The following is an 18202-nucleotide window of genomic DNA, read 5'->3' as shown; positions in this document are numbered from 1 at the left end:
TTCTTCTTATTTTCTTCGTGAGCTGTCATAAGAAAAAAGAGATTCAAAGTTATCTTGCACCGTATTATCTATGCATTTCATTTCAGTGGTTTTTATGTTATCGCCACTGACACGAACACCCGTAAAGGTTTTGTCTGATGGAGCATTGATGTCACTTAAAGCTGAAACTGAGTATTCATAATTGGCGTTATGGAACGTAACAGTATTATAAATATAAGGTCCGGACTTATTTCCAAGTTGAACATCTGATGAAAAAATACCTGGAATTTTCGCACTATAAAGCGGAGTCTCCAAAGCGAGGTCATTTTTCTTATTGTTGCCGTATGTATACTTCAAAATTTCATCTGAACGTTCTATTTTTACTGTCTTCTTACTCTTGGTCATACACTGAAAAACCAATTCTGTATCTGCATTTGCGTTGAATACAGAAAAAAATAATCCGACTAAAAGAACGATAAAAGTCGTTTTCACATGCTTCTCCTTAGGGGGTTCAATCCACACAAAGCGGACAATTCTTCGTATACTTTTTTACAGCAAAGGGGGTTACGCTGGTAGCCGTATTCCAGGTAATTCAGTTCGCAAAAAATGCTCGCCATCTCCAGTGCTTCACGTGGCGTGAGGATAAACTGAATATCATCCGGTGCCAGTGTTCGCTGGGCTTGCCATTTCATAAAGAGCGTGAACATCCTGTTTATGCCTTTCCCATTTAAAGTGCAGGGATTTTCCGACTGGAATGACGAAAAATCAATCATTCCGATAAAGAAAGCCTGATGCCTCGTGGTGGGTACACTAGAAAACGGCGAGGGCACACAGCGGCCTGGCCGCCAGCAGCAGACGTGGGTGCGGTTTGCCTACGGGTGGCGCATTGTTGCGGCACAGGTGAGTTTGATGGCGTAGGCCGGGTAAGGCGCAGCCGCCACCCGGCTAAATACGGCTCAATTAATTCTGAAACGGATGCACTTCCCGCCAGTGGTCAGCAATCTGCTGGCGGGTACAGACCCACACCCGTTCATGCTGCTGCACGTAATCCAGGAACCGCTGCAGCGCGCGAAAACGCCCCGGTCTTCCCAGCAGACGGCAGTGCATGCCGATGGACATCATCTTCGGCGCGCTTTCTCCCTCTTCGTACAGCACGTCAAAGCTATCCTTCAGATACGTATAAAACTGCTCGGCGGTATTAAACCCCTGCGCGGTCGCAAAGCGCATGTCGTTCGCATCCAGCGTATAGGGCACAATCAGGTGCGGTTTTTGTGTACCGTCGCTGCAGACCACTTCCGTCCAGAAGGGCAGGTCGTCGCCGTAGTAGTCGCTGTCGTAGTCGAAGCCGCCGTGCTCCACCACCAGCTGGCGCGTGTTCGGGCTGTCTCGTCCGGTGTACCAGCCCGTTGGCGGCTTGCCGAACAGGTCGGTCAGAACCTGCACCGCTTTCTGCAGATGTTCGCGCTCCTGTTGGATATCCATATTCTGATAGTGGATCCAGCGCCAGCCGTGGCTGACCACGTCGTAATCCGCGGATTTGATCGCCTCAACAATCTCCGGGTGACGCGCCAGCGCCATCGCCACGCCAAAGACCGTCAGCGGCAGGCCGCGCTTTTGAAATTCATTGTGGATCCGCCAGAATCCGGCGCGGCTGCCGTATTCGTAGAGGGAGTCCATCGACATGTGCTTATCCGGGTAGCTGGCCGCGCCGATAATGTCCGACAGGAACTGCTCGGATCCGGCATCGCCGTGCAGAACGTGGTTTTCCGCCCCTTCCTCATAATTGAGTACAAACTGCACGGCGATGCGCGCCTGATTCGGCCACCGCGCGTGCGGCGGGTTGCCCGCGTAGCCGCGCAGATCCCGCGGGTAATTCTGTTCAAAAAGCGCCATTACGTCTCCCCTCACCTTCAAAATGGATTCAATGCCTGAAACTGTCCGCTTAACGCTTTTTTCTCCGGGAACGCCAGATCCCCGTGCTTGCTGGTCGACAGCCCCAGCGCCACCAGCGATTCCACCATCTTCACCGCCGCGCTGACGCCGTCGATGACCGGCACGCGCAGCTCGCGGGTCAGCTCCTGCGCCAGCGTCGCCATGCCGCCGCAGCCCAGCACGATTGCACCGCAGCCGTCCTCTTTCAGCGCCTGTATACAGCGCGCGCGAACTTTTTCCTGCGCCAGACCGCTGCCGTCTTCCAGCGCCAGCACCGGGAGATCGATAGCGTGCAGCGCCGCGCAGCGATCGTGAAAGCCATACTGGTGCAGCAGATGACGGGCAATAATCAGCGTGCGCGGCAGCGTGGTCACCACCGAAAAGCGCGTCGCGACCAGCGTCGCCATATGCATGGCGGCTTCAGCAATACCCACCACCGGCCCCTGCGCCAGCTCGCGCGCCGCCAGCAGTCCCGGATCGCCAAAGCAGGCGATGACGTGACCGTCCACGCCCTGCTCCCTGCCTTTTTTGATCTGTTCCAGGACACCGACGGCGGCGATGGCCTCATCAAAGTGGCCTTCTATAGACGGCACGCCCGCGCTCGGGCAGACCGCGAGGATTTCCGTACCCGGCGCCGCCACCGCGCGGGCCGCCGCGCCGATGGTTTCCGTCATGGCGAGGCTGGTGTTGGGGTTAATCACTTGTATACAGACAGAGGACATTACGACTCCTTGTGGCCGGCAAACAGCCGGGCAAAATCAGGCAGGCACTCGCCCGCCCGCTCGAAGCAGAGGCTGGCAACGATATGTTCAAAATGGTGCATTAAGGCATCGCTTAGCGGCTGGAGAGCCTTCTGGCGCAGCAGATCCACCAGCTGTTCGTGATCGTTGCAGCGGCAGCCCTGACGCCACGGCGCGCCCCAGGTGGCAATCACCAGCGAGGATCGCTGGCTCAGGCCGGTCACCATCTCGGTGAGCACCTGGTTGCCGGAGATGGACTGCAGCTGAATGTGGAAATTGGCGGAGTGGCGGATCGCCGCCGGGCCGTCGTAAGCCTCGTGCGCCTGCTGCTCCTGGCGAATAATGGCCTCCAGCGCGGCAAGGTGCGGCGGCTGGCAGCGGGCCAGCACGTCCGGCAGGTTGGCGACCTCCAGCAGCGCGCGGGTGCGAAAGATGTGTCGCGCCTCTTCCACCGTCGGGCTGGCGACGTGTGCACCACGCTTGGGCGTTAAGGTGACCATTTGCACAGCCGCGAGTCGCTGCAGCACCTTGCGGATGCCCGTGCGGCTCACGCCAAAGACCTCGGCCAGCGCCTCTTCAGGCAATTTGCTCCCCGGCAGCAGCTGATGTTCGACAATCGCGGTCATCAGCGCCTGAAAGATCGATTCGTCTTTGTCATGCAGGTCTGGCGCGGTCTGCAGGGCGTTTATGTTGTTCATTCACCACTCCGTCTTTTACTCTTCGTTATCGAATCGTATACATAAAAATAAAATATTGCATACAAGATTTATTATTTTGGCCTGGATCCTGCAACACCGTCTGCACTCCCACTCAACGGGGTTTCATTCACAGGAGCAGGTTTCATGCCAAACAGTCAAAACGCGCAGCAGGGTACGGCCGCTGATTCCGGTGCGGTTTACAGCCCACGTCTTTGCAATGAGGATCTGGCACCGACGCGTGACCAGAACTGGAGCTGGTACAACATCTTTTCGTTCTGGATGTCGGACGTCCACAGCATGGGGGGCTATGTTGTCGCCGCGAGCTTCTTTACGCTCGGGCTGGCAAGCTGGCAGGTGCTGCTTTGCCTGCTGGTGGGGATTTGCATCGTGCAATTGTGCGCCAACCTGGTGGCCAAACCGAGCCAGATGGCGGGCGTGCCCTACGCGGTGATCAGCCGTCAGGCGTTTGGCGTCTTCGGAGCCAATATTCCGGCGGTGATCCGCGGGCTGATAGCCTTCGCGTGGTACGGCATTCAGACCTATCTGGCCGCCAACGCCCTGATGCTGGTGGCGCTGAAGTTCTGGCCGTCGCTCTCTTCGCTTACTACCGGCGCGTTCCTTGGCCTGTCGCATCTGGGCTGGATCTGCTTTGCCATCATGTGGGTACTGCAGGCGATGGTCTTCTGGCACGGCATGAGCGCCATCAAGCGCTTTATTGATATCGCCGGTCCGGCGGTCTACGTGGTGATGCTGGCCCTCGCCGGCTGGATTGTATACAAGACCGGTTTTGACGGGATCTCCTTTACCCTCGCCAGCAAATCCCTGAGCGCGGGCGAGCAGACATGGCAGATGATCACCGCCACGGCGCTGGTGGTCTCCTACTTCTCCGGCCCGCTGCTCAACTTTGGCGACTTCTCCCGCTACGGCAAGAGCATGGGCGAGATCCGCCGCGGCAACCGCTGGGGCCTGCCGTTTAACTTCCTGCTGTTCTCCATCGTCACCGTGGTCATTGTCTCCGGTACCCAGTCGCTGTTTGGCCGCATGATCACCGACCCGATCGAAACCGTCAGCCGCGTAGGCAACGATCTGGCCGTGGCGATTGGCCTGCTGACGATGATCACCGCCACCATCGGGATCAACATCGTCGCGAACTTCGTCTCGCCGGCGTTTGATTTCTCTAACTGCTCGCCGCAGAAAATCAGCTTCCGTACCGGGGGGATGATTGCCGCCGTCGGCTCGATCCTGCTCACCCCGTGGAACCTGTTCAACTCGCCGGAGCTTATCCACTACACCCTGGACGTGCTCGGGGCGTTCATCGGCCCGCTGTTCGGCATTCTGATTGCCGATTTCTACCTGATTAAACGCGGCAAAGTGTCGGTTGACGATCTGTTCGACGACACGCCAAAGGGCAAATACTGGTACCGCAACGGCTTTAACCCGAAAGCCATTGGCGCGCTGATCCCGTCCGTTGCCGTGGGCCTGGTGATCAGCTTTATTCCGGCCCTGCATGAGGTGGCGAACTTCAGCTGGTTTATCGGCGTCTTCCTCGGCGGCGTCACCTACCGCTGGCTGGCGCGGGAAGATCGCGAGACGACAGGCGCGGCGTCGTTCAGCTCCCGCGTGGCGACGCAAAAAGAGTAACTTCCTCCTTCCGGCCGCAGCTTATCTGCGGCCCGTTCATTCTGGCATCGTTCTTGCTGCGCCTTATCACCCCGCTATGCAAACACTAAGGCAGGAACCATGATGGATTACCAGACAGCGATCCGCGGTGCATTTTTTGATGTTGCCCGGGTCTGCGAAAGCGCAGACGCGATTGCCCAACACGCGCGCTACCTTGAGGACGGGCTGCTGTTTATACAGGGCGGGAAAATTCTGGCGCACATGCCGTGGCAGGAGGGCGAGCAGTATCTTGATCCCCACAAGGGCTACACCGACCTGCGCGGCAGGCTGCTGCTGCCCGGTTTTGTCGACACCCACGTCCATTATCCGCAAACGGAGATGATCGGCGCCTTTGGCGAGCAGCTGCTGGAGTGGCTGACCACCTACACCTTTCCGGTGGAGAGCCAGTTTTCCAATGAAGCCTACGCGACAGAGATTGCTCAATTCTTTATTAACCAGTTGATAAGCAACGGCACCACCACCGCGCTGGTGTTTTGCACGCTGCATCCGGAATCGGTCGAGGCGCTATTTACCGAGGCCCTGCGCCTCAACATGCGCCTTATCGCCGGAAAGGTGATGATGGACAGACACACGCCGGACTACCTGAGCGAAGACGCGAAGCAGAGCTACCGGCAGACGCGGGCGCTGATCCAGCGCTGGCACCATCGCGGACGCCTGGGCTACGCCATTACGCCGCGCTTTGCGCCGACCTCATCACCCGAGCTGCTTGCCGCGGTCAGCCTGCTCAGAGAAGAGTTCCCGGATACCTGGATGCAGACCCACCTGAGCGAAAACCCCAACGAAGTGGCCTGGGTAAGCGACCTCTGGCCGGAGCATGAGCGCTATCTGGACGTGTATCACCACTACGGCCTGACCGGCGAGCGCAGCGTGTTTGCCCACGCGATTCATCTTCACCACAGCGAGTGGCAGTGCCTGCATGACACCGGTTCTGCGGTGGCGTTTTGCCCCACCTCTAACCTGTTTCTCGGCAGCGGGCTGTTTCGCCTGCCCGCCTGCTGGCAGCACAAGGTGCGGATGGGCATCGGCACAGACGTTGGCGCGGGCACCACCTTCAGTATGCTGCGCACGCTGGGGGAAGCCTATAAGGCCGGCCAGCTTCAGAGCTACCGCCTGCGCGCCAGCGAGGCGTTTTATCACGCCACGCTGGGCGGCGCGCACGCCCTCCGGCTGGACGATAAGATTGGCAACTTCACGCCCGGCAAAGAGGCGGATTTCGTGGTTATCGACCCTGACGTAACGCCGCTGCAGCGCCTGCGCAATCGCCGCTGTCAGGATATCTACGAGCAGCTTTTTGTGCTGATGACCCTCGGCGACGAGCGCAACATCAGCGAAACCTGGGTCAACGGCGAGCGGGTGTGGTCAACTTCCCCGGTAGGTTGACCATCCGCCGGGCGCAATCACAAACGGCAGATGGAAGTGTTCGTCTGCCGTTTCTCCCGTCACAAAATCAATTTGCGCGCAGGGGTAGAGCGTGTCGCGACCGGTTTCGCTGAACCACGCGCCGATCTCGGCCACCAGCCGATAGCGGCCTGCGGGCAGAGAGGGAACGAACGCGGCGATGCGCCCCTGGGCGTCAGTGACGCCCGTAGCCAGCGTGCTCCCGTTCTGTTGCAGATGAACCGTTACGCCCGCAGCGGGTTTGCCCGTCGAGATATCGAGAATATGGGTGCTGAGCGTGCTCATTCGCTAATGACTCCTTCCAGCCGAAGCAGCGTAATTTCCCGCAGCTGTTCCAGCGCGGCCAGCACTTCCTGCGCGTCGCTGTTCTCCAGCCGCGCGTGCAGCGCCCGTAAAATATCCTCGCCGCTGCGGCCCTTCGCGCGGATCAAAAACACGCGTCCGAAGCGGGCCTCGTAGCGGGCATTCCCCTCGCGCAGCGCCTGGGCAAGGGCAGCATCGCCTTCGTTCACCGCACCCTGCTCCTGGCGCGACAGCGCTGCCTCCGCCGCTGAACCCGCGGGCTTTTCCCCGATGCGCGGATGGGCGCTCAGGGCTTGCGCTAGGGCCGCTTCGTCCCAGGCTTGCGTCAGCGCTTTTGCCGTACTGAACAATTCGTCCCGGCTGGCGTATGGCCGCCCCAGAGCCAGCGCATCGGCCCAGCCGGGGAGCGCCACGCAGGGGTGAATCAGCGCTAACGCCTTTTCGTGGGGAAGATGATTGAACTCGTGCAGTGCGATCATAATGTCTCCTTTATTGTCCTTATCCATGCTATTGCACAAACCGCGCCACTCTGAGCGCCGTGGTGAAACAGTCGATTCCGTATAGCTCAACTGGAAATTTTTGATTCAAAAAAAGGCACGCTCACCGCGTTTGCGCACCTTAGCAGTGCAAACGCCTGCCTCACAACGCCGTTTTCGCCACTCTGCAGCCTGGTACGCAAATTGCTGAATGCCTTTACACCCTGCAAAAGGAGAGAAGCATGAGAGCAATCGTCATTGGCGCGGGTATTGGCGGCCTGAGCGCCGCCGTCGCGCTGAAGAAAGCGGGCATCGACTGTACCGTATTTGAAGCCGTAAAGGAGATCAGGCCCGTCGGGGCGGCCATCTCCATCTGGCCTAACGGCGTGAAGTGCATGCAGCACCTCGGCATGGGCGACATCATTGAAACCTACGGCGGTCCGATGCGTTTTATGGCCTATAAGGATTACCGGCGCGGCGATACCCTGACCCGCTTTAGCCTTGCCCCACTGGTTGAGCGTACCGGAGGGCGTCCCTGCCCCGTCTCGCGCGCTGAACTCCAGCGCGAAATGCTGGACTTCTGGGGACGCGACAGGGTGCAGTTCGGCAAGCGCGTCGAACACGTTCGTGAAGACGACGCGGGCGTAAGCGTGACCTTCACCGACGGCACCACGGCAGCCGGTGATTTCCTGATTGCCGCCGACGGCAGCCACTCGGCGGTTCGTCCTTACGTGCTGGGATATACCCCCGAGCGCCGCTACGCCGGTTACGTAAACTGGAACGGGCTGGTGAAGATTGACGAAGAGATCGCTCCGGCGCACCAGTGGACCACCTTCGTTGGCGAAGGAAAACGCGTGTCGCTGATGCCCGTCTCCGGCGGACGCTTCTACTTCTTTTTTGACGTGCCGCTGCCCCCGGGCCTGGCGGAGGATCGCACCACCCTGCGCGCCGACCTCACGGGCTACTTCCGCGGCTGGGCGCCGCCGGTGCAGAAGCTTATCGCGGCGCTGGATCCTGAAACGACCAACCGCATTGAAATCCACGACATTGAGCCGTTCGACAGCCTGGTGCGCGGCAACGTCGCGCTGCTCGGCGATGCCGCTCACAGCACCACGCCGGATATCGGCCAGGGCGGCTGTGCGGCGATGGAGGATGCCGTGGTGCTGGGGGAATGCCTGCGTGAAAACCACAGCATTACGCTGGCGCTGCGGCAGTACGAAGCGCTGCGCTGCGACCGGGTGCGCGACCTGGTGCTGAAGGCGCGTAAACGCTGCGACGTCACCCACGGGAAAGACATGGCGTTGACGCAGGCCTGGTATCAGGAGCTTAGAGAAGAGACCGGGGAACGCATTATCAACGGTCTGTGCGAGACCATTCAGGGCGGCCCGTTAGGCTGAACGCAAGAGGGACAACGATGAAAAGAGAACCGACTCCACCCGCCCACTGCACGTTTGAGCCAGAGGACTGGCTGCGCCTGGCGAAATGCTGGCATCCGGTCGCGCGCGCCTGCGACGTCGGCCCGGCGCCGGTCAAGGCGACCCTGCTGGATGAACAGCTGGTGATTTACCGCATTAACGACCAGGTCGTGGTCGCTCGCGACGTCTGTCCGCACCGCGGCGTGCCGCTGACGCTCGGCTTTCACGACGAGCACGGGATCATCTGCCCCTACCACGGCCTACGCTTTGGGGAGGACGGGCGCTGTAACCGTATTCCCTCCAGCCCCGACCAGCCCGTTCCGGCGAAGCTAAACCTTATTAACTACGCCGTGGAGGAGCGCTTCGGCCTGATCTGGACCTGTCTGGCGTTTGATCCGGATAACCCTGCGCCGCTGCCCACCATGCCGCACTGGGATGACGACGGATTTCAGCAGATCAACTGCCCGGCCTTTGAGGTGAACGGCTTCGCCGGACGTCAGGTAGAAGGGTTTCTGGACGTGGCGCACTTTGCGTGGATCCACACCGATACCTTTGCCGATCCCAATAATCAGCTTGTGCCCGCCTATCAGCCGCAGGAGACGACGTTCGGCTTCGTGGCGGATTACTGGAGCTCTGTAAGCAACTATCCCGCCAGTTCGGACGTGCAGGCGCCAGAAGGGTTCCAGTGGTTGCGCCATTTTGAAATGCATCTGCCGTTTACCGCCACCCTGACGATTCATTTTCCGGGAGAGTCGAGACTGGCGATCATGAACGCCGCGTCGCCCGTTTCATCGCGCGTCACCCGCATGTTCGCCCCTATAGCGCGTAACTTTGACCTGCATATTCCGGTGGAGGATGTGCATGCCTTCAATCTGCGCATTTTTGAAGAGGATCGCCTGATGGTCGAAACCCAGCGCCCGGAAAGTCTGCCGCTGGATCTGACGCTGGAAGCCCATATTCCCGCCGATAAGAGCTCAATAGCCTACCGTCGGGGACTGAAGAAGATGGGCTTTGGCGAATTTTTCCTCGTATGACGGAGGCCGATATGCTGAGCGTAATTGTTGACGGGCTGTGGCGCGAGGGCGACAAAAGCCTCGCCGTCAGGCTGGTGGCTGAAAACGGCGAAGCGCTGCCGGCGTGGCAGCCCGGCGCGCACGTTGATGTGCACCTGCCCTGCGGCGTGGTGCGCCAGTATTCCCTGACCGGGGCATGTGAGGACGAGAGCTATCTTATCTGCGTGGGCCGGGAATCCGCCTCGCGCGGCGGATCGCGCTACGTTCACGAAACGCTGCGCCCCGGGCAGAAATTAGCGATCTCCACCCCGCGCAATCTGTTTCCGCTGCATCAGGCTGAGCGGGTGTTGCTGCTGGCGGCGGGGATTGGCATTACGCCGCTATATGCGATGGCCCTGCAGCTGAAGGCGGCCGGAACGGCGTTTACCCTGCACTATTACGTCAGAAACCGCGAAAGCGCGGCGTTTGCGCGCGAACTCTCCCGGTGCGATGGGTGCATCATTCATACCACCAGCCCGCGCACGGCGCTGGCAGAACATCTTCCGACGGCCGAATTGGGCCTTCACGCCTGGGTCTGTGGTCCGGCAGGTTTTATGGAAAAAGTGCGTGAGGTGGCAGCGGCAAGGGGATGGGATGATACCCATCTGCATAGCGAGGCGTTTCAGCCCGTTGCACCCGCCGCGGGCGGTGAAACCGGGGAGATTTTCACGGTCAAACTGGCCTCCACCGGGGAGCGCTGGCCGGTGCCTGCTGATAAAACCATCGCTCAGGTGCTGCAGGAAAATGGCGTGGACGTTCCCCTCTCCTGCGAGATGGGGATCTGCGGCGCCTGCCTGACGCCGGTGATTGACGGCGTGGTGGATCACCGGGATAGCGTGCAGTCGGAGGCGGAAAAAGGCGCGACGGACCAGCAGGTGGCGCTGTGCTGTTCGCGGAGCCACTCCGGGGAGCTGGTGATTGCGCTGTAAAAGTAAAAACCCTGCGATATTGCTATCGCAGGGTTTACGAATTTGGCGGAAGCGTAGAGATTCGAACTCTAGAACCCTTTCGGGTCGCCGGTTTTCAAGACCGGTGCCTTCAACCGCTCGGCCACGCTTCCAAAGTGAGGCGCACTATAAACATCTATTAGCGCCTTGTAAAGCAGGAATTTTTCTATTTTTACCCACTGGCGTTTGACTGCGCAAAAATCACTCAGGTACTTACCGCGCATCGGTCTCGGCTGACTTGTACATACCGTAACATAGCAACGCTCATCCTTTTAAATCGCTCTGGTATAGAATGCCACAAAAATAAACGGTCATTTGTTGTGTAATTGTTATAAATCTGAGTACCCACAGATTTTAGAAATTACTGCCATGCAGTGTTACTGGTTGATGATGAAAATCAAAAATACGCTTTGCTTACATATTCTGATGGCGACACTGGCCATTTTGTTCCTCTGCGTTCACCCGCTGGTGACGAGCTTCAATCCGCCCCTCACCTTCCAGCCGCTGATTAAATCAATGTCGGGCACGCCTAAAGAACAAGCGGAAAAAATTGCGACTATTTCCCATGCCTTAGAAGGGAATGCTATTTTCTTCATTGGCGCCTCTGAGGTGGCCACCTCAGAAGATGAACATTACGCTGTATATAATTACTTTAATAAGCAATTGCACGAACCCGTCGTGGCGTATGGCGATGCGTTCGTCGATGATGAAACGCAATTTTTACTGTTCTCACGTTTTAAAAATAGCCTTAACGCAAACAGTAAAGTTGTTTTGCTTCTGGCACCTGACAGCTTTTACTCAAAAGGGCTGCCACCGGCTATCTATGCCGATAATTTCCCCGGCTCTATTTTTAATCCGCTGATGAAGGATCCGCAGGCGCGCCCTCTGCTGGTTAATTATTTAAAGCATATTGATAGTAAAGAAATAAGCCATTTAACCTTTGGCCAAATGCGCGTCTTTGGCTGGCACCCCGACCTGATATGGGACGAGGTGAGCTTCCAGTTTGCCAACGTCTGCACCCAGATAAAAAACGACTGGCTGGCGCTGCTTCACCTTACGCCCCAGACGGTCCAACCCTGGCCGCAGCAGCCAGCCACGCATATTACCTCTGACTGGGATAAAGAGCTGGCGAATGCTCGCGAGTTAAATAAAAAACGCCAGCAGAGCGCGGCCACCCTGTGGATGGACAAAACGATTTACGAAGAGGACGGTACGCGGCAACAGTGGGATGACACGCCGGTCGTACCTGCGCAAATCGCCGCGTTCAGTAAAACCGTCCAGCTGCTGAAAGAACGTCACGTGCAGGTGATTGCTATCGTCGACCCGGTTAACCCCTGGGCGCTTTACAATACCGATACCTTCCGCCCGGTTGATAAGCAAATTAAAACCATTCTGGAAAAGAACCAGATCCCTTATTTAGATATGTACGCCATGCCTTATCAAAATGGCTGGAACTGGGATCGTTTGCACCCTTCCGAACTGGCCTGGGTTCCTATGATCCGCTTTATTGCACAGAGCTTTAAATAATGAAAATCGCGATCCGTCTTTTTTTCCTTTATCTCCTGCTGGCGATCACCATCGTCGCGTGGACCTCTGTCGATGACAGCATGAGTATGCAGCTGCATTTTGAATATCAAAAATTCTGAGGCCGAATGATGTACAGCTCAGGAATGTTTTTTGTTTATTTGTTTTCATCCGCCCTGGCGTTTGCGCTGGTCAATCGCGTATTACGCCATCGTCTGACTTATTTATCGGCGCTATCCGTCCTGGCCGCATTGGGCTGGGGCTATATTTTTCAGGGTGATTACCTTGTTCCCGCAGCCGTTTTTTTCAGTTTTTATGTTTTCGCCACGCTAAAAGAGAAGGGATGGTTAAAAACCTGGCAGGCAATCATTTTAACGTTGCTGCCCTTATTTTTAGTGAAACTGCATTTAAATAACCACTGGGGCATGATCGGCCTCTCTTTTATGACGTTTCGCGCGGTGGACGTGCTGCTCTATCGCAGTAAAAAAGAAGGGCAGAATTTCCTGCACTATTTCTGCTATCTTTTTATGCCCTTTATTATCCTGGCCGGCCCAATGTACCGCTGGCGGACATGGATGAGTGACGTAAGCAAGCCCGTATTTGCCCTTAACCGTGAACAGTTTTTAGTCGCGTTAGAGCAAATCATTACCGGCATTGTCCAGAAGTTCCTGTTTGCCATGCTGATTGATTCGCTTGTCGTGCAGCCCTGGAGCCATAAGCCGTTTACGCTGACCATGGGCGTGGTGATGTCGATTGCCTACAGCACCTACCTGTACTTTGATTTTGCGGGCTACAGCAATATGGCCATCGGCGCGGGCCGCCTGTTTGGGCTCAACATTCCGGCAAACTTCAACATGCCGCTTCTGGCAAAGAACCCGCAGGATTTCTGGCGCCGCTTCCACATCAGCCTGTCTGAATGGCTGCGCGATGTGGTCTTTATGCCCGTTTATATGAACCTGATGAAATTCAACTTTTTCCGTCAGAACAAAACGCTGGCGCAAAATATCGGGATTTTTTGCACCTTATTCTGCATGGGGGCATGGAATGGCCTGGAACGCCATTACGTCATCAGCGGCGCGCTGTTTGGCGCGATTTCCGTCGCCCACAACATGCTGCTGTGGTCAGCCAAACGCAGCCCGGCATTGCACCGCGGCCTGCAGTATCCGGCCGTTGCGTTTTTGGGACGCATTCTGACGCTGGGAAGCGCCGCGGGATCCCTTTACATCTTTAGTGGAATGTCACCTCTATGAAAAATCACTCCGATCTTCAGGAAATGCACGATTTCCTACGTGCGGCATTATGCGATCCCGCCTCCCCGCAGCAGCCGGCCATCAGCGGCAGCGACGAAGCCTTAAGCTGGCTACAGCTTTCTGCTGCCGTGACGGACTGGGCACAGCGCTACCAGCGCTGCCAGCCTGTTGCCGGTACGCCGCTCGTCTTGTACGGACACCAGCAGGCCGAGTTCGCCGTGGCGATTTATAGCTGCCTGCTGCACAACATTCCGTACATACCGGTGGACTGCATCTACCCGCAGGAGCGCCTCCGGGAGATCTGCCATCTGGCCAGTGCCCCTTACTATTACGACGTCGCAACCCGGCAGTTCATCGCCACCGGCGAAGCGGGCAAGGTGCTGGAGGAGCAGGATCTGGCCTACATCATGTTTACCTCAGGCAGCACCGGTAAACCTAAAGGCGTGCAGATTGGGCGTGAAAGCGTATGGCACTTCATGAAATGGGTCAGCCGGGACTTTTCACTGCCGGAAAAACCGGTCCTGATGAACCACGCGGTATTCAGTTTTGACCTCTCCCTGATCCCTTTGCTGGCGAATCTGGCGATGGGCGGGCATATCGTGCTGAACGCCAAAGAGGATATTCAGAAAGAGAACTGGCTGGAGCGACTGAAAAGCAACGCGGTCTCCGCCTGGGTTTCAACCCCCTCTTTTGCGTACCAGCAGCTGCTTTCCCCGCAGTTCAACAGCGAGTATTTGCCTGCGCTCAACGTCTTTATCTTCATTGGTGAAGTGTTAAATAAGGCGCTGGTTAAACAGCTTCGCCGCCGTTTCCCGCAGGCCAAAATCATCAACTCCTATGGCCCAACGGAAGCGACCATCGCGACGACCGTGGTTGAAATCACCGATGAGATCCTGAACAGCGACAGCGCCGTGCTGCCGGTGGGGGTCATGATGCCTGAGAGCAAAATGGAAATTTCCGCCGAGGGCGAGCTGATTATCTGGGGTAAAAACGTCATGCGCGGCTACCTCGGCCTGCCGCATGAGAACGCGGAAAAATTACTCCGTCGGGAAAATGAAGCGTTTCGCGGCTACCGGACCGGCGATCTGGGCTATGAAGCGGGGCTTATCTATTGCCAGGGCCGCAACGATAGCCAGGTCAAGCTGAACGGCTATCGCATTGAAATCAATGAGATTGAAAACCGTCTGCTGGCCATGTCCGGCATCAACGAAGCGGTGGTTCTGCCGCTGATGAAATCCTGCGGCAGCGTGCTGCGCATTGCCGCGTTCTGCGTGACCGATATGGCGCCGGATACCATCAAAACATCGCTGTCGAAGGTGGTGCCGCACTATATGGTGCCTTCACAAATTATCGTAAAAGACGCTTTGCCGCTGAATCCTAACGGCAAAATTGACCGCAAGCTGCTGGACGCTTACGCCCGCACAAATTAATGACTCCAGGAAAAATTATGGAACAAGAAATTCTCGCCCTGTTCGAAAAAGTGTTATCCCGTAAGGTGGGCTTTCACGATGAACTGATTGAATCCGACATTCTCGACTCCATCCTGGCAGTCGATATGGTGCTGGAAGTGCAGGACGTTTACGGCTGTATGATCCCGCCGACTGACGTGGCGACGGTGCTGAAAACCCCGGCGGACCTGGCACGCTATATTGAAGAAAACCGCTAAACGCCCCTGCTGTTAATCCTGCCCTGAAGGCTCTGGAGGATCTCTCCAAAGCCTTGATTCGTTCTCCCCCAGCCGCCCGAGCGCTGTCTTGCTCCCTTTCACGGGAATGAAGCCGACTGCTTTTACTATTTCTCCTACACTTTAGGAGTACTGTCGGTACGGGAAACAGAAAAAAGCCAACTTAATTAAGGCATTACTGATTTGCTGTGCGCTTAGCCTGCGATCGTGTTGCCTTTAACAGAGGAGTCTGCAGTATGGCATTCGTAACAACGAAAGACGGCGTCAATATTTACTACAAAGACTGGGGCCCAAAAGAGGCTCAACCCATTGTTTTCCACCACGGCTGGCCGTTGAGTGCCGATGACTGGGATAACCAGATGCTCTTCTTCCTCGCAGAAGGCTATCGCGTTATCGCTATCGATCGTCGCGGTCACGGGCGTTCGGATCAGGTGAGTGAAGGCCACGATATGGATCATTATGCGGCCGATGCGTCGGCCGTGGTTGAAAGCCTGGATCTGCACAATGCCGTGCACGTCGGTCACTCCACCGGCGGCGGCCAGGTCGCCCGCTATGTTGCGCGGTACGGCCAACCGCAGGGGCGCGTTGCCAAAGCGGTGCTCGTCAGCGCCGTGCCGCCGCTGATGGTCAAAACGGACAATAATCCTGGCGGAACGCCCATCGAGGTTTTCGACGGCTTCCGCAAAGCGCTGGCCGCTAACCGCGCCCAGTTTTATCTCGACGTTGCCAGCGGTCCTTTCTACGGATTTAATCGCGATGGTGCCGAGGTTTCGCAGGGTACGATCCAGAACTGGTGGCGTCAGGGGATGATCGGGAGCGCTAAGGCCCACTATGAGGGGATTAAGGCGTTTTCAGAGACCGACCAGACGGAAGATTTGAAAACCATCACGGTTCCCGTTCTGGTGTTGCAGGGCGACGACGATCAGGTCGTGCCTTATAAGAATGCAGCCCTTCTGCAGGATAAGCTGCTGGCGAATAGCGTCCTGAAAATTTATCCGGGCTTCCCACACGGGATGCACACCACCCATGCGGATACCATTAATGCGGACATTCTGGCGTTTATCCGTTCATAAACGTCAGGTTTACAGATAAGCGCAAAAAGAAAAACCCCAGCTTAACGAGTAAGCTGGGGTTTATATCTGGCGGAAGCGCAGAGATTCGAACTCTGGAACCCTTTCGGGTCGCCGGTTTTCAAGACCGGTGCCTTCAACCGCTCGGCCACACTTCCTGAGTGAGGCGAACTATAAACACCTCACCGCGTGCTGTAAAGTGTGCCGGCAATCGTTCGCTGTAAAAATAGTCAAAACGTGTTTAATCGGTTGAACTGACAACACATCGACGATTTTATCAGCACAGGCTTAGTGTTTTTTGATGTACATGTCTTTCGTGTAATAGTACCCCAACTTATCCGGCGTAAATCCCCCGACCCACGGTTTCACCAGGTGCGTGCGGACGTAGTGATAAACCGGAATGGCCGGTACATCACGACCCAGCAGATCTTCCGCCTGCTGGTAGAACTTACCCCGCTCTTCCGCTGTTTTGGCTTTTGCGGCATTCACCAGCGCCCCATCGTAGTCCGGATTGCTGTACTGGCTGGTGTTTTCGCTGTCGCCCGTGCGGAAGTTGTTCAGGAAGGTCGCCGCGTCGTCGTAATCGGCAATCCACGCGTACCGCACCGCGTCAAAGTTATGGGTATGCATAGTATCCAGCATGGTTTTCCACTCCTGATTTTGCAGCTTCGCGTCCACCCCGAGGTTTTTCTTCCACATGGAGCTGGCGGCAATCGCGATGCGCTGGTGCGATTCAGAGGTGTTGTAGAGCAGGTTGAAGCTCAGAGGATGGCTGGCGTTATATCCGGCCTCGTTCAGCAGCTTTTTCGCCTCCGCGATGCGCTTGTCCAGCGGCCAGCTGGCGTAATCCGGGTTCTGTAGCTTCACGCCGCCAATATCCGGCTGGCTGATGAGCCACGCCGGGCGCTGCCCCTGCCCTAATACTTTTCCGGCAATGATGTCTTTATCCAGCGCCATGTTCAGCGCCTTACGCACGCGGGCGTCGTTGAACGGCGGCCGGGTGGTATTGAATTCGTAGTAATAGGTCGCCAGCTGCGGAGAGACATCCAGCTCGCTGCCCAGGGTTTTCTTGAGCTGGGCAAACTGGTTAATCGGCACCGTGTACACAATATCAATTTCGCCCGCCTTATAGCGGTTCACATCCGAGGCCTCGGACGTGATGGGCAGGTAGGTGACTTTGTTAATCACGGTATGCGCGTTATCCCAGTAGCGCGGGTTACGCTCCGCCACGATGCGTTCGTTGACCACCCACTGCGACAGCTTATACGCCCCGCTGCTGACGAAATGCTCCGGCTTGGTCCACTTATCGCCGAAGCGGCCAATCAGCACTTTATCCACCGGCACCAGCGACGGGTGTGCCAGCATCGCGAGGAAGGCCGCGTTTGGCTGCGTGAGCGTCACTTCCAGCGTGGTGTCGTTAATCGCTTTTACGCCCAGCGTATCGGGCGCTTTTTTCCCCTGAGCAATATCGGCCGCGTTGACGATATGCATGTTGCCCGGATAGCTCGCATATGGCGAAGCCGTTTTCGGGTCGAGCAGGCGCTGCCAGCTCCAGACCACATCCTCAGCGGTAATCGCCGTGCCGTCGCTCCAGGTGATGCCCGGACGCAAATGGAACGTCCAGACGGTGTTGTCCTTGTTCTCCCATTTTTCCGCCAGTCGGGGTTGGACTTCTCCTGTCGGGGAGACGCTTACCAGGCCTTCGAATAAATCACTGATAATATTGAATTCGACATCGCTTTCGACTTTATGCGGGTCGAGCGAAGCCGGTTCACTGCCGTTGTTTCTGACCAGTTCCTGTTTGTCTGCCAGCGCGGTTCCTGCCGGCACGTTAGCCGCCCAGGCTGCCGTGCCTGCGCACAGGATCCCTGCGGTTAACAAAGAGAGCGTAAAGTGAGTGCGTGTTTGTGGTTTCATTTCCTTCGCCTTATAGTCTGTTTTATGACGATCCGGAAATAACTCTTAGCGCCCGAACGGTAATAACGCAATATTTTTCAGTAACCTATAAGAGCTTGATCTGGTAAATTGTCGCAAACCGCTGTTCATACTGGTGA

At 56.8% G+C, this 18202-nt stretch carries 16 protein-coding genes, 2 tRNA genes and 2 pseudogenes; 11 read left to right on the top strand and 9 right to left on the bottom strand.

From position 1 onward, the window contains the following. Positions 1 to 6: 6 nt before the first annotated feature. Positions 7 to 471 carry a hypothetical protein gene (locus KGP24_RS08265; RefSeq protein WP_223562982.1) on the bottom strand — a complete coding sequence of 155 codons (465 nt, stop codon included), beginning with the start codon at positions 469 to 471 and terminating at the stop codon, positions 7 to 9. 330 nt (positions 472 to 801) lie between these two features. On the opposite strand from KGP24_RS08265, the pseudogene KGP24_RS08260 reads away from it, so the two are divergent. Beyond that, a pseudogene (locus KGP24_RS08260) lies at positions 802 to 897 on the top strand (AtzH-like domain-containing protein); the annotation flags it as partial. A gap of 42 nt (positions 898 to 939) precedes the next feature. On the opposite strand, the gene puuE reads toward KGP24_RS08260, so the two are convergent. The 3 genes and pseudogenes from puuE to KGP24_RS08245 all read right to left on the bottom strand — a co-directional run bounded on the left by puuE (position 940) and on the right by KGP24_RS08245 (position 3349). Further along, positions 940 to 1839, bottom strand: a complete 900-nt coding sequence (gene puuE / locus KGP24_RS08255) for an allantoinase PuuE (RefSeq protein ID WP_223563466.1) — start codon at positions 1837 to 1839, stop codon at positions 940 to 942. Beyond that, positions 1757 to 2633, bottom strand: a pseudogene (gene hpxA, locus KGP24_RS08250) (allantoin racemase). Before hpxA ends, puuE begins: the two are co-directional and overlap by 83 nt. Further along, positions 2633 to 3349: a GntR family transcriptional regulator gene (locus tag KGP24_RS08245; protein WP_223562981.1), complete on the bottom strand. Its 717-nt coding sequence runs from the start codon at positions 3347 to 3349 to the stop codon at positions 2633 to 2635. The pseudogene hpxA and the gene KGP24_RS08245 overlap by 1 nt, the downstream one beginning before the upstream one ends. 144 nt (positions 3350 to 3493) lie before the next feature. Here KGP24_RS08245 and KGP24_RS08240 point away from each other — a divergent pair, with 144 nt between their 5' ends. Next, on the top strand, positions 3494 to 4990 hold the full coding sequence (locus tag KGP24_RS08240) for an NCS1 family nucleobase:cation symporter-1 (RefSeq protein WP_223562980.1): 1497 nt from the start codon (positions 3494 to 3496) through the stop codon (positions 4988 to 4990). A gap of 99 nt (positions 4991 to 5089) precedes the next feature. Continuing rightward, positions 5090 to 6409: a guanine deaminase gene (gene guaD, locus KGP24_RS08235; protein WP_223562979.1), complete on the top strand. Its 1320-nt coding sequence runs from the start codon at positions 5090 to 5092 to the stop codon at positions 6407 to 6409. Here the strand turns inward: guaD and uraH are convergent. Both uraH and uraD read right to left on the bottom strand, forming a co-directional pair. Beyond that, positions 6389 to 6712: a hydroxyisourate hydrolase gene (gene uraH, locus KGP24_RS08230; protein ID WP_223562978.1), complete on the bottom strand. Its 324-nt coding sequence runs from the start codon at positions 6710 to 6712 to the stop codon at positions 6389 to 6391. The two genes, guaD and uraH, sit on opposite strands and share 21 nt — an antisense overlap. Then, complete coding sequence (gene uraD / locus KGP24_RS08225; RefSeq protein WP_223563465.1) at positions 6709 to 7209, bottom strand: 2-oxo-4-hydroxy-4-carboxy-5-ureidoimidazoline decarboxylase; 501 nt, start codon at positions 7207 to 7209, stop codon at positions 6709 to 6711. The genes uraH and uraD overlap by 4 nt, the downstream gene beginning before the upstream one ends. A 239-nt stretch (positions 7210 to 7448) precedes the next feature. Here uraD and hpxO point away from each other — a divergent pair, with 239 nt between their 5' ends. From hpxO to KGP24_RS08210, 3 genes are read left to right on the top strand one after another with little or no spacing between them, the layout of a single operon-like run. After that, positions 7449 to 8603: an FAD-dependent urate hydroxylase HpxO gene (hpxO, locus tag KGP24_RS08220; RefSeq protein WP_223562977.1), complete on the top strand. Its 1155-nt coding sequence runs from the start codon at positions 7449 to 7451 to the stop codon at positions 8601 to 8603. Between the two features lie 17 nt (positions 8604 to 8620). Beyond that, a complete protein-coding gene (gene hpxD / locus KGP24_RS08215; protein WP_223562976.1) occupies positions 8621 to 9655 on the top strand; it encodes a molybdenum cofactor-independent xanthine hydroxylase subunit HpxD in 1035 nt (344 codons plus the stop codon). 11 nt (positions 9656 to 9666) lie between these two features. Continuing rightward, positions 9667 to 10602 (top strand): PDR/VanB family oxidoreductase, encoded by a 936-nt coding sequence (locus tag KGP24_RS08210; RefSeq protein ID WP_223562975.1) that lies wholly within the window; start codon positions 9667 to 9669, stop codon positions 10600 to 10602. A gap of 43 nt (positions 10603 to 10645) precedes the next feature. Here the strand turns inward: KGP24_RS08210 and KGP24_RS08205 are convergent. Beyond that, positions 10646 to 10733, bottom strand: a tRNA-Ser gene (locus tag KGP24_RS08205). Positions 10734 to 11010: 277 nt separating this feature from the next. On the opposite strand from KGP24_RS08205, the gene KGP24_RS08200 reads away from it, so the two are divergent. The 5 genes from KGP24_RS08200 (at position 11011) to KGP24_RS08180 (ending at position 16151) form a co-directional block, all read left to right on the top strand. After that, positions 11011 to 12147, top strand: a complete 1137-nt coding sequence (locus KGP24_RS08200; RefSeq protein WP_223563464.1) for a D-alanyl-lipoteichoic acid biosynthesis protein DltD — start codon at positions 11011 to 11013, stop codon at positions 12145 to 12147. A gap of 128 nt (positions 12148 to 12275) precedes the next feature. Next, positions 12276 to 13394, top strand: coding sequence for an MBOAT family O-acyltransferase (locus KGP24_RS08195; RefSeq protein WP_223563463.1), 1119 nt, complete (start codon positions 12276 to 12278; stop codon positions 13392 to 13394). After that, entirely contained in the window at positions 13391 to 14824 is a 1434-nt protein-coding gene (locus tag KGP24_RS08190; protein ID WP_223562974.1) for an AMP-binding protein, read from the top strand. Before KGP24_RS08195 ends, KGP24_RS08190 begins: the two co-directional genes overlap by 4 nt. A gap of 17 nt (positions 14825 to 14841) precedes the next feature. Beyond that, positions 14842 to 15060 (top strand): acyl carrier protein, encoded by a 219-nt coding sequence (locus KGP24_RS08185; protein WP_008499867.1) that lies wholly within the window; start codon positions 14842 to 14844, stop codon positions 15058 to 15060. A 254-nt stretch (positions 15061 to 15314) separates the two neighbouring features. After that, positions 15315 to 16151, top strand: coding sequence for an alpha/beta hydrolase (locus KGP24_RS08180; RefSeq protein ID WP_223562973.1), 837 nt, complete (start codon positions 15315 to 15317; stop codon positions 16149 to 16151). A gap of 67 nt (positions 16152 to 16218) precedes the next feature. Here the strand turns inward: KGP24_RS08180 and KGP24_RS08175 are convergent. Beyond that, positions 16219 to 16306: transfer RNA gene (locus KGP24_RS08175), tRNA-Ser, on the bottom strand. A gap of 130 nt (positions 16307 to 16436) precedes the next feature. Then, positions 16437 to 18065, bottom strand: coding sequence for an ABC transporter substrate-binding protein (locus tag KGP24_RS08170; protein WP_223562972.1), 1629 nt, complete (start codon positions 18063 to 18065; stop codon positions 16437 to 16439). Positions 18066 to 18202: the final 137 nt, after the last annotated feature.

It is taken from the genome of Enterobacter sp. JBIWA008, from assembly GCF_019968765.1.
Taxonomy (GTDB): domain Bacteria; phylum Pseudomonadota; class Gammaproteobacteria; order Enterobacterales; family Enterobacteriaceae; genus Enterobacter.
The sequence above is the reverse complement of the archived record's forward strand: the minus strand, read 5'-3'. Positions and strand labels throughout refer to the sequence as shown.

Coding starts and splice junctions, on each gene's coding strand:
- KGP24_RS08245 (WP_223562981.1), bottom strand. CDS start 3,349: ATGAACAACATAAACGCCCTGCAGACCGCGCCAGACCTGCATGACAAA.
- KGP24_RS08240 (WP_223562980.1), top strand. CDS start 3,494: ATGCCAAACAGTCAAAACGCGCAGCAGGGTACGGCCGCTGATTCCGGT.
- guaD (WP_223562979.1), top strand. CDS start 5,090: ATGATGGATTACCAGACAGCGATCCGCGGTGCATTTTTTGATGTTGCC.
- uraH (WP_223562978.1), bottom strand. CDS start 6,712: ATGAGCACGCTCAGCACCCATATTCTCGATATCTCGACGGGCAAACCC.
- uraD (WP_223563465.1), bottom strand. CDS start 7,209: ATGATCGCACTGCACGAGTTCAATCATCTTCCCCACGAAAAGGCGTTA.
- hpxO (WP_223562977.1), top strand. CDS start 7,449: ATGAGAGCAATCGTCATTGGCGCGGGTATTGGCGGCCTGAGCGCCGCC.
- hpxD (WP_223562976.1), top strand. CDS start 8,621: ATGAAAAGAGAACCGACTCCACCCGCCCACTGCACGTTTGAGCCAGAG.
- KGP24_RS08210 (WP_223562975.1), top strand. CDS start 9,667: ATGCTGAGCGTAATTGTTGACGGGCTGTGGCGCGAGGGCGACAAAAGC.
- KGP24_RS08200 (WP_223563464.1), top strand. CDS start 11,011: ATGAAAATCAAAAATACGCTTTGCTTACATATTCTGATGGCGACACTG.
- KGP24_RS08195 (WP_223563463.1), top strand. CDS start 12,276: ATGTACAGCTCAGGAATGTTTTTTGTTTATTTGTTTTCATCCGCCCTG.
- KGP24_RS08190 (WP_223562974.1), top strand. CDS start 13,391: ATGAAAAATCACTCCGATCTTCAGGAAATGCACGATTTCCTACGTGCG.
- KGP24_RS08185 (WP_008499867.1), top strand. CDS start 14,842: ATGGAACAAGAAATTCTCGCCCTGTTCGAAAAAGTGTTATCCCGTAAG.
- KGP24_RS08180 (WP_223562973.1), top strand. CDS start 15,315: ATGGCATTCGTAACAACGAAAGACGGCGTCAATATTTACTACAAAGAC.
- KGP24_RS08170 (WP_223562972.1), bottom strand. CDS start 18,065: ATGAAACCACAAACACGCACTCACTTTACGCTCTCTTTGTTAACCGCA.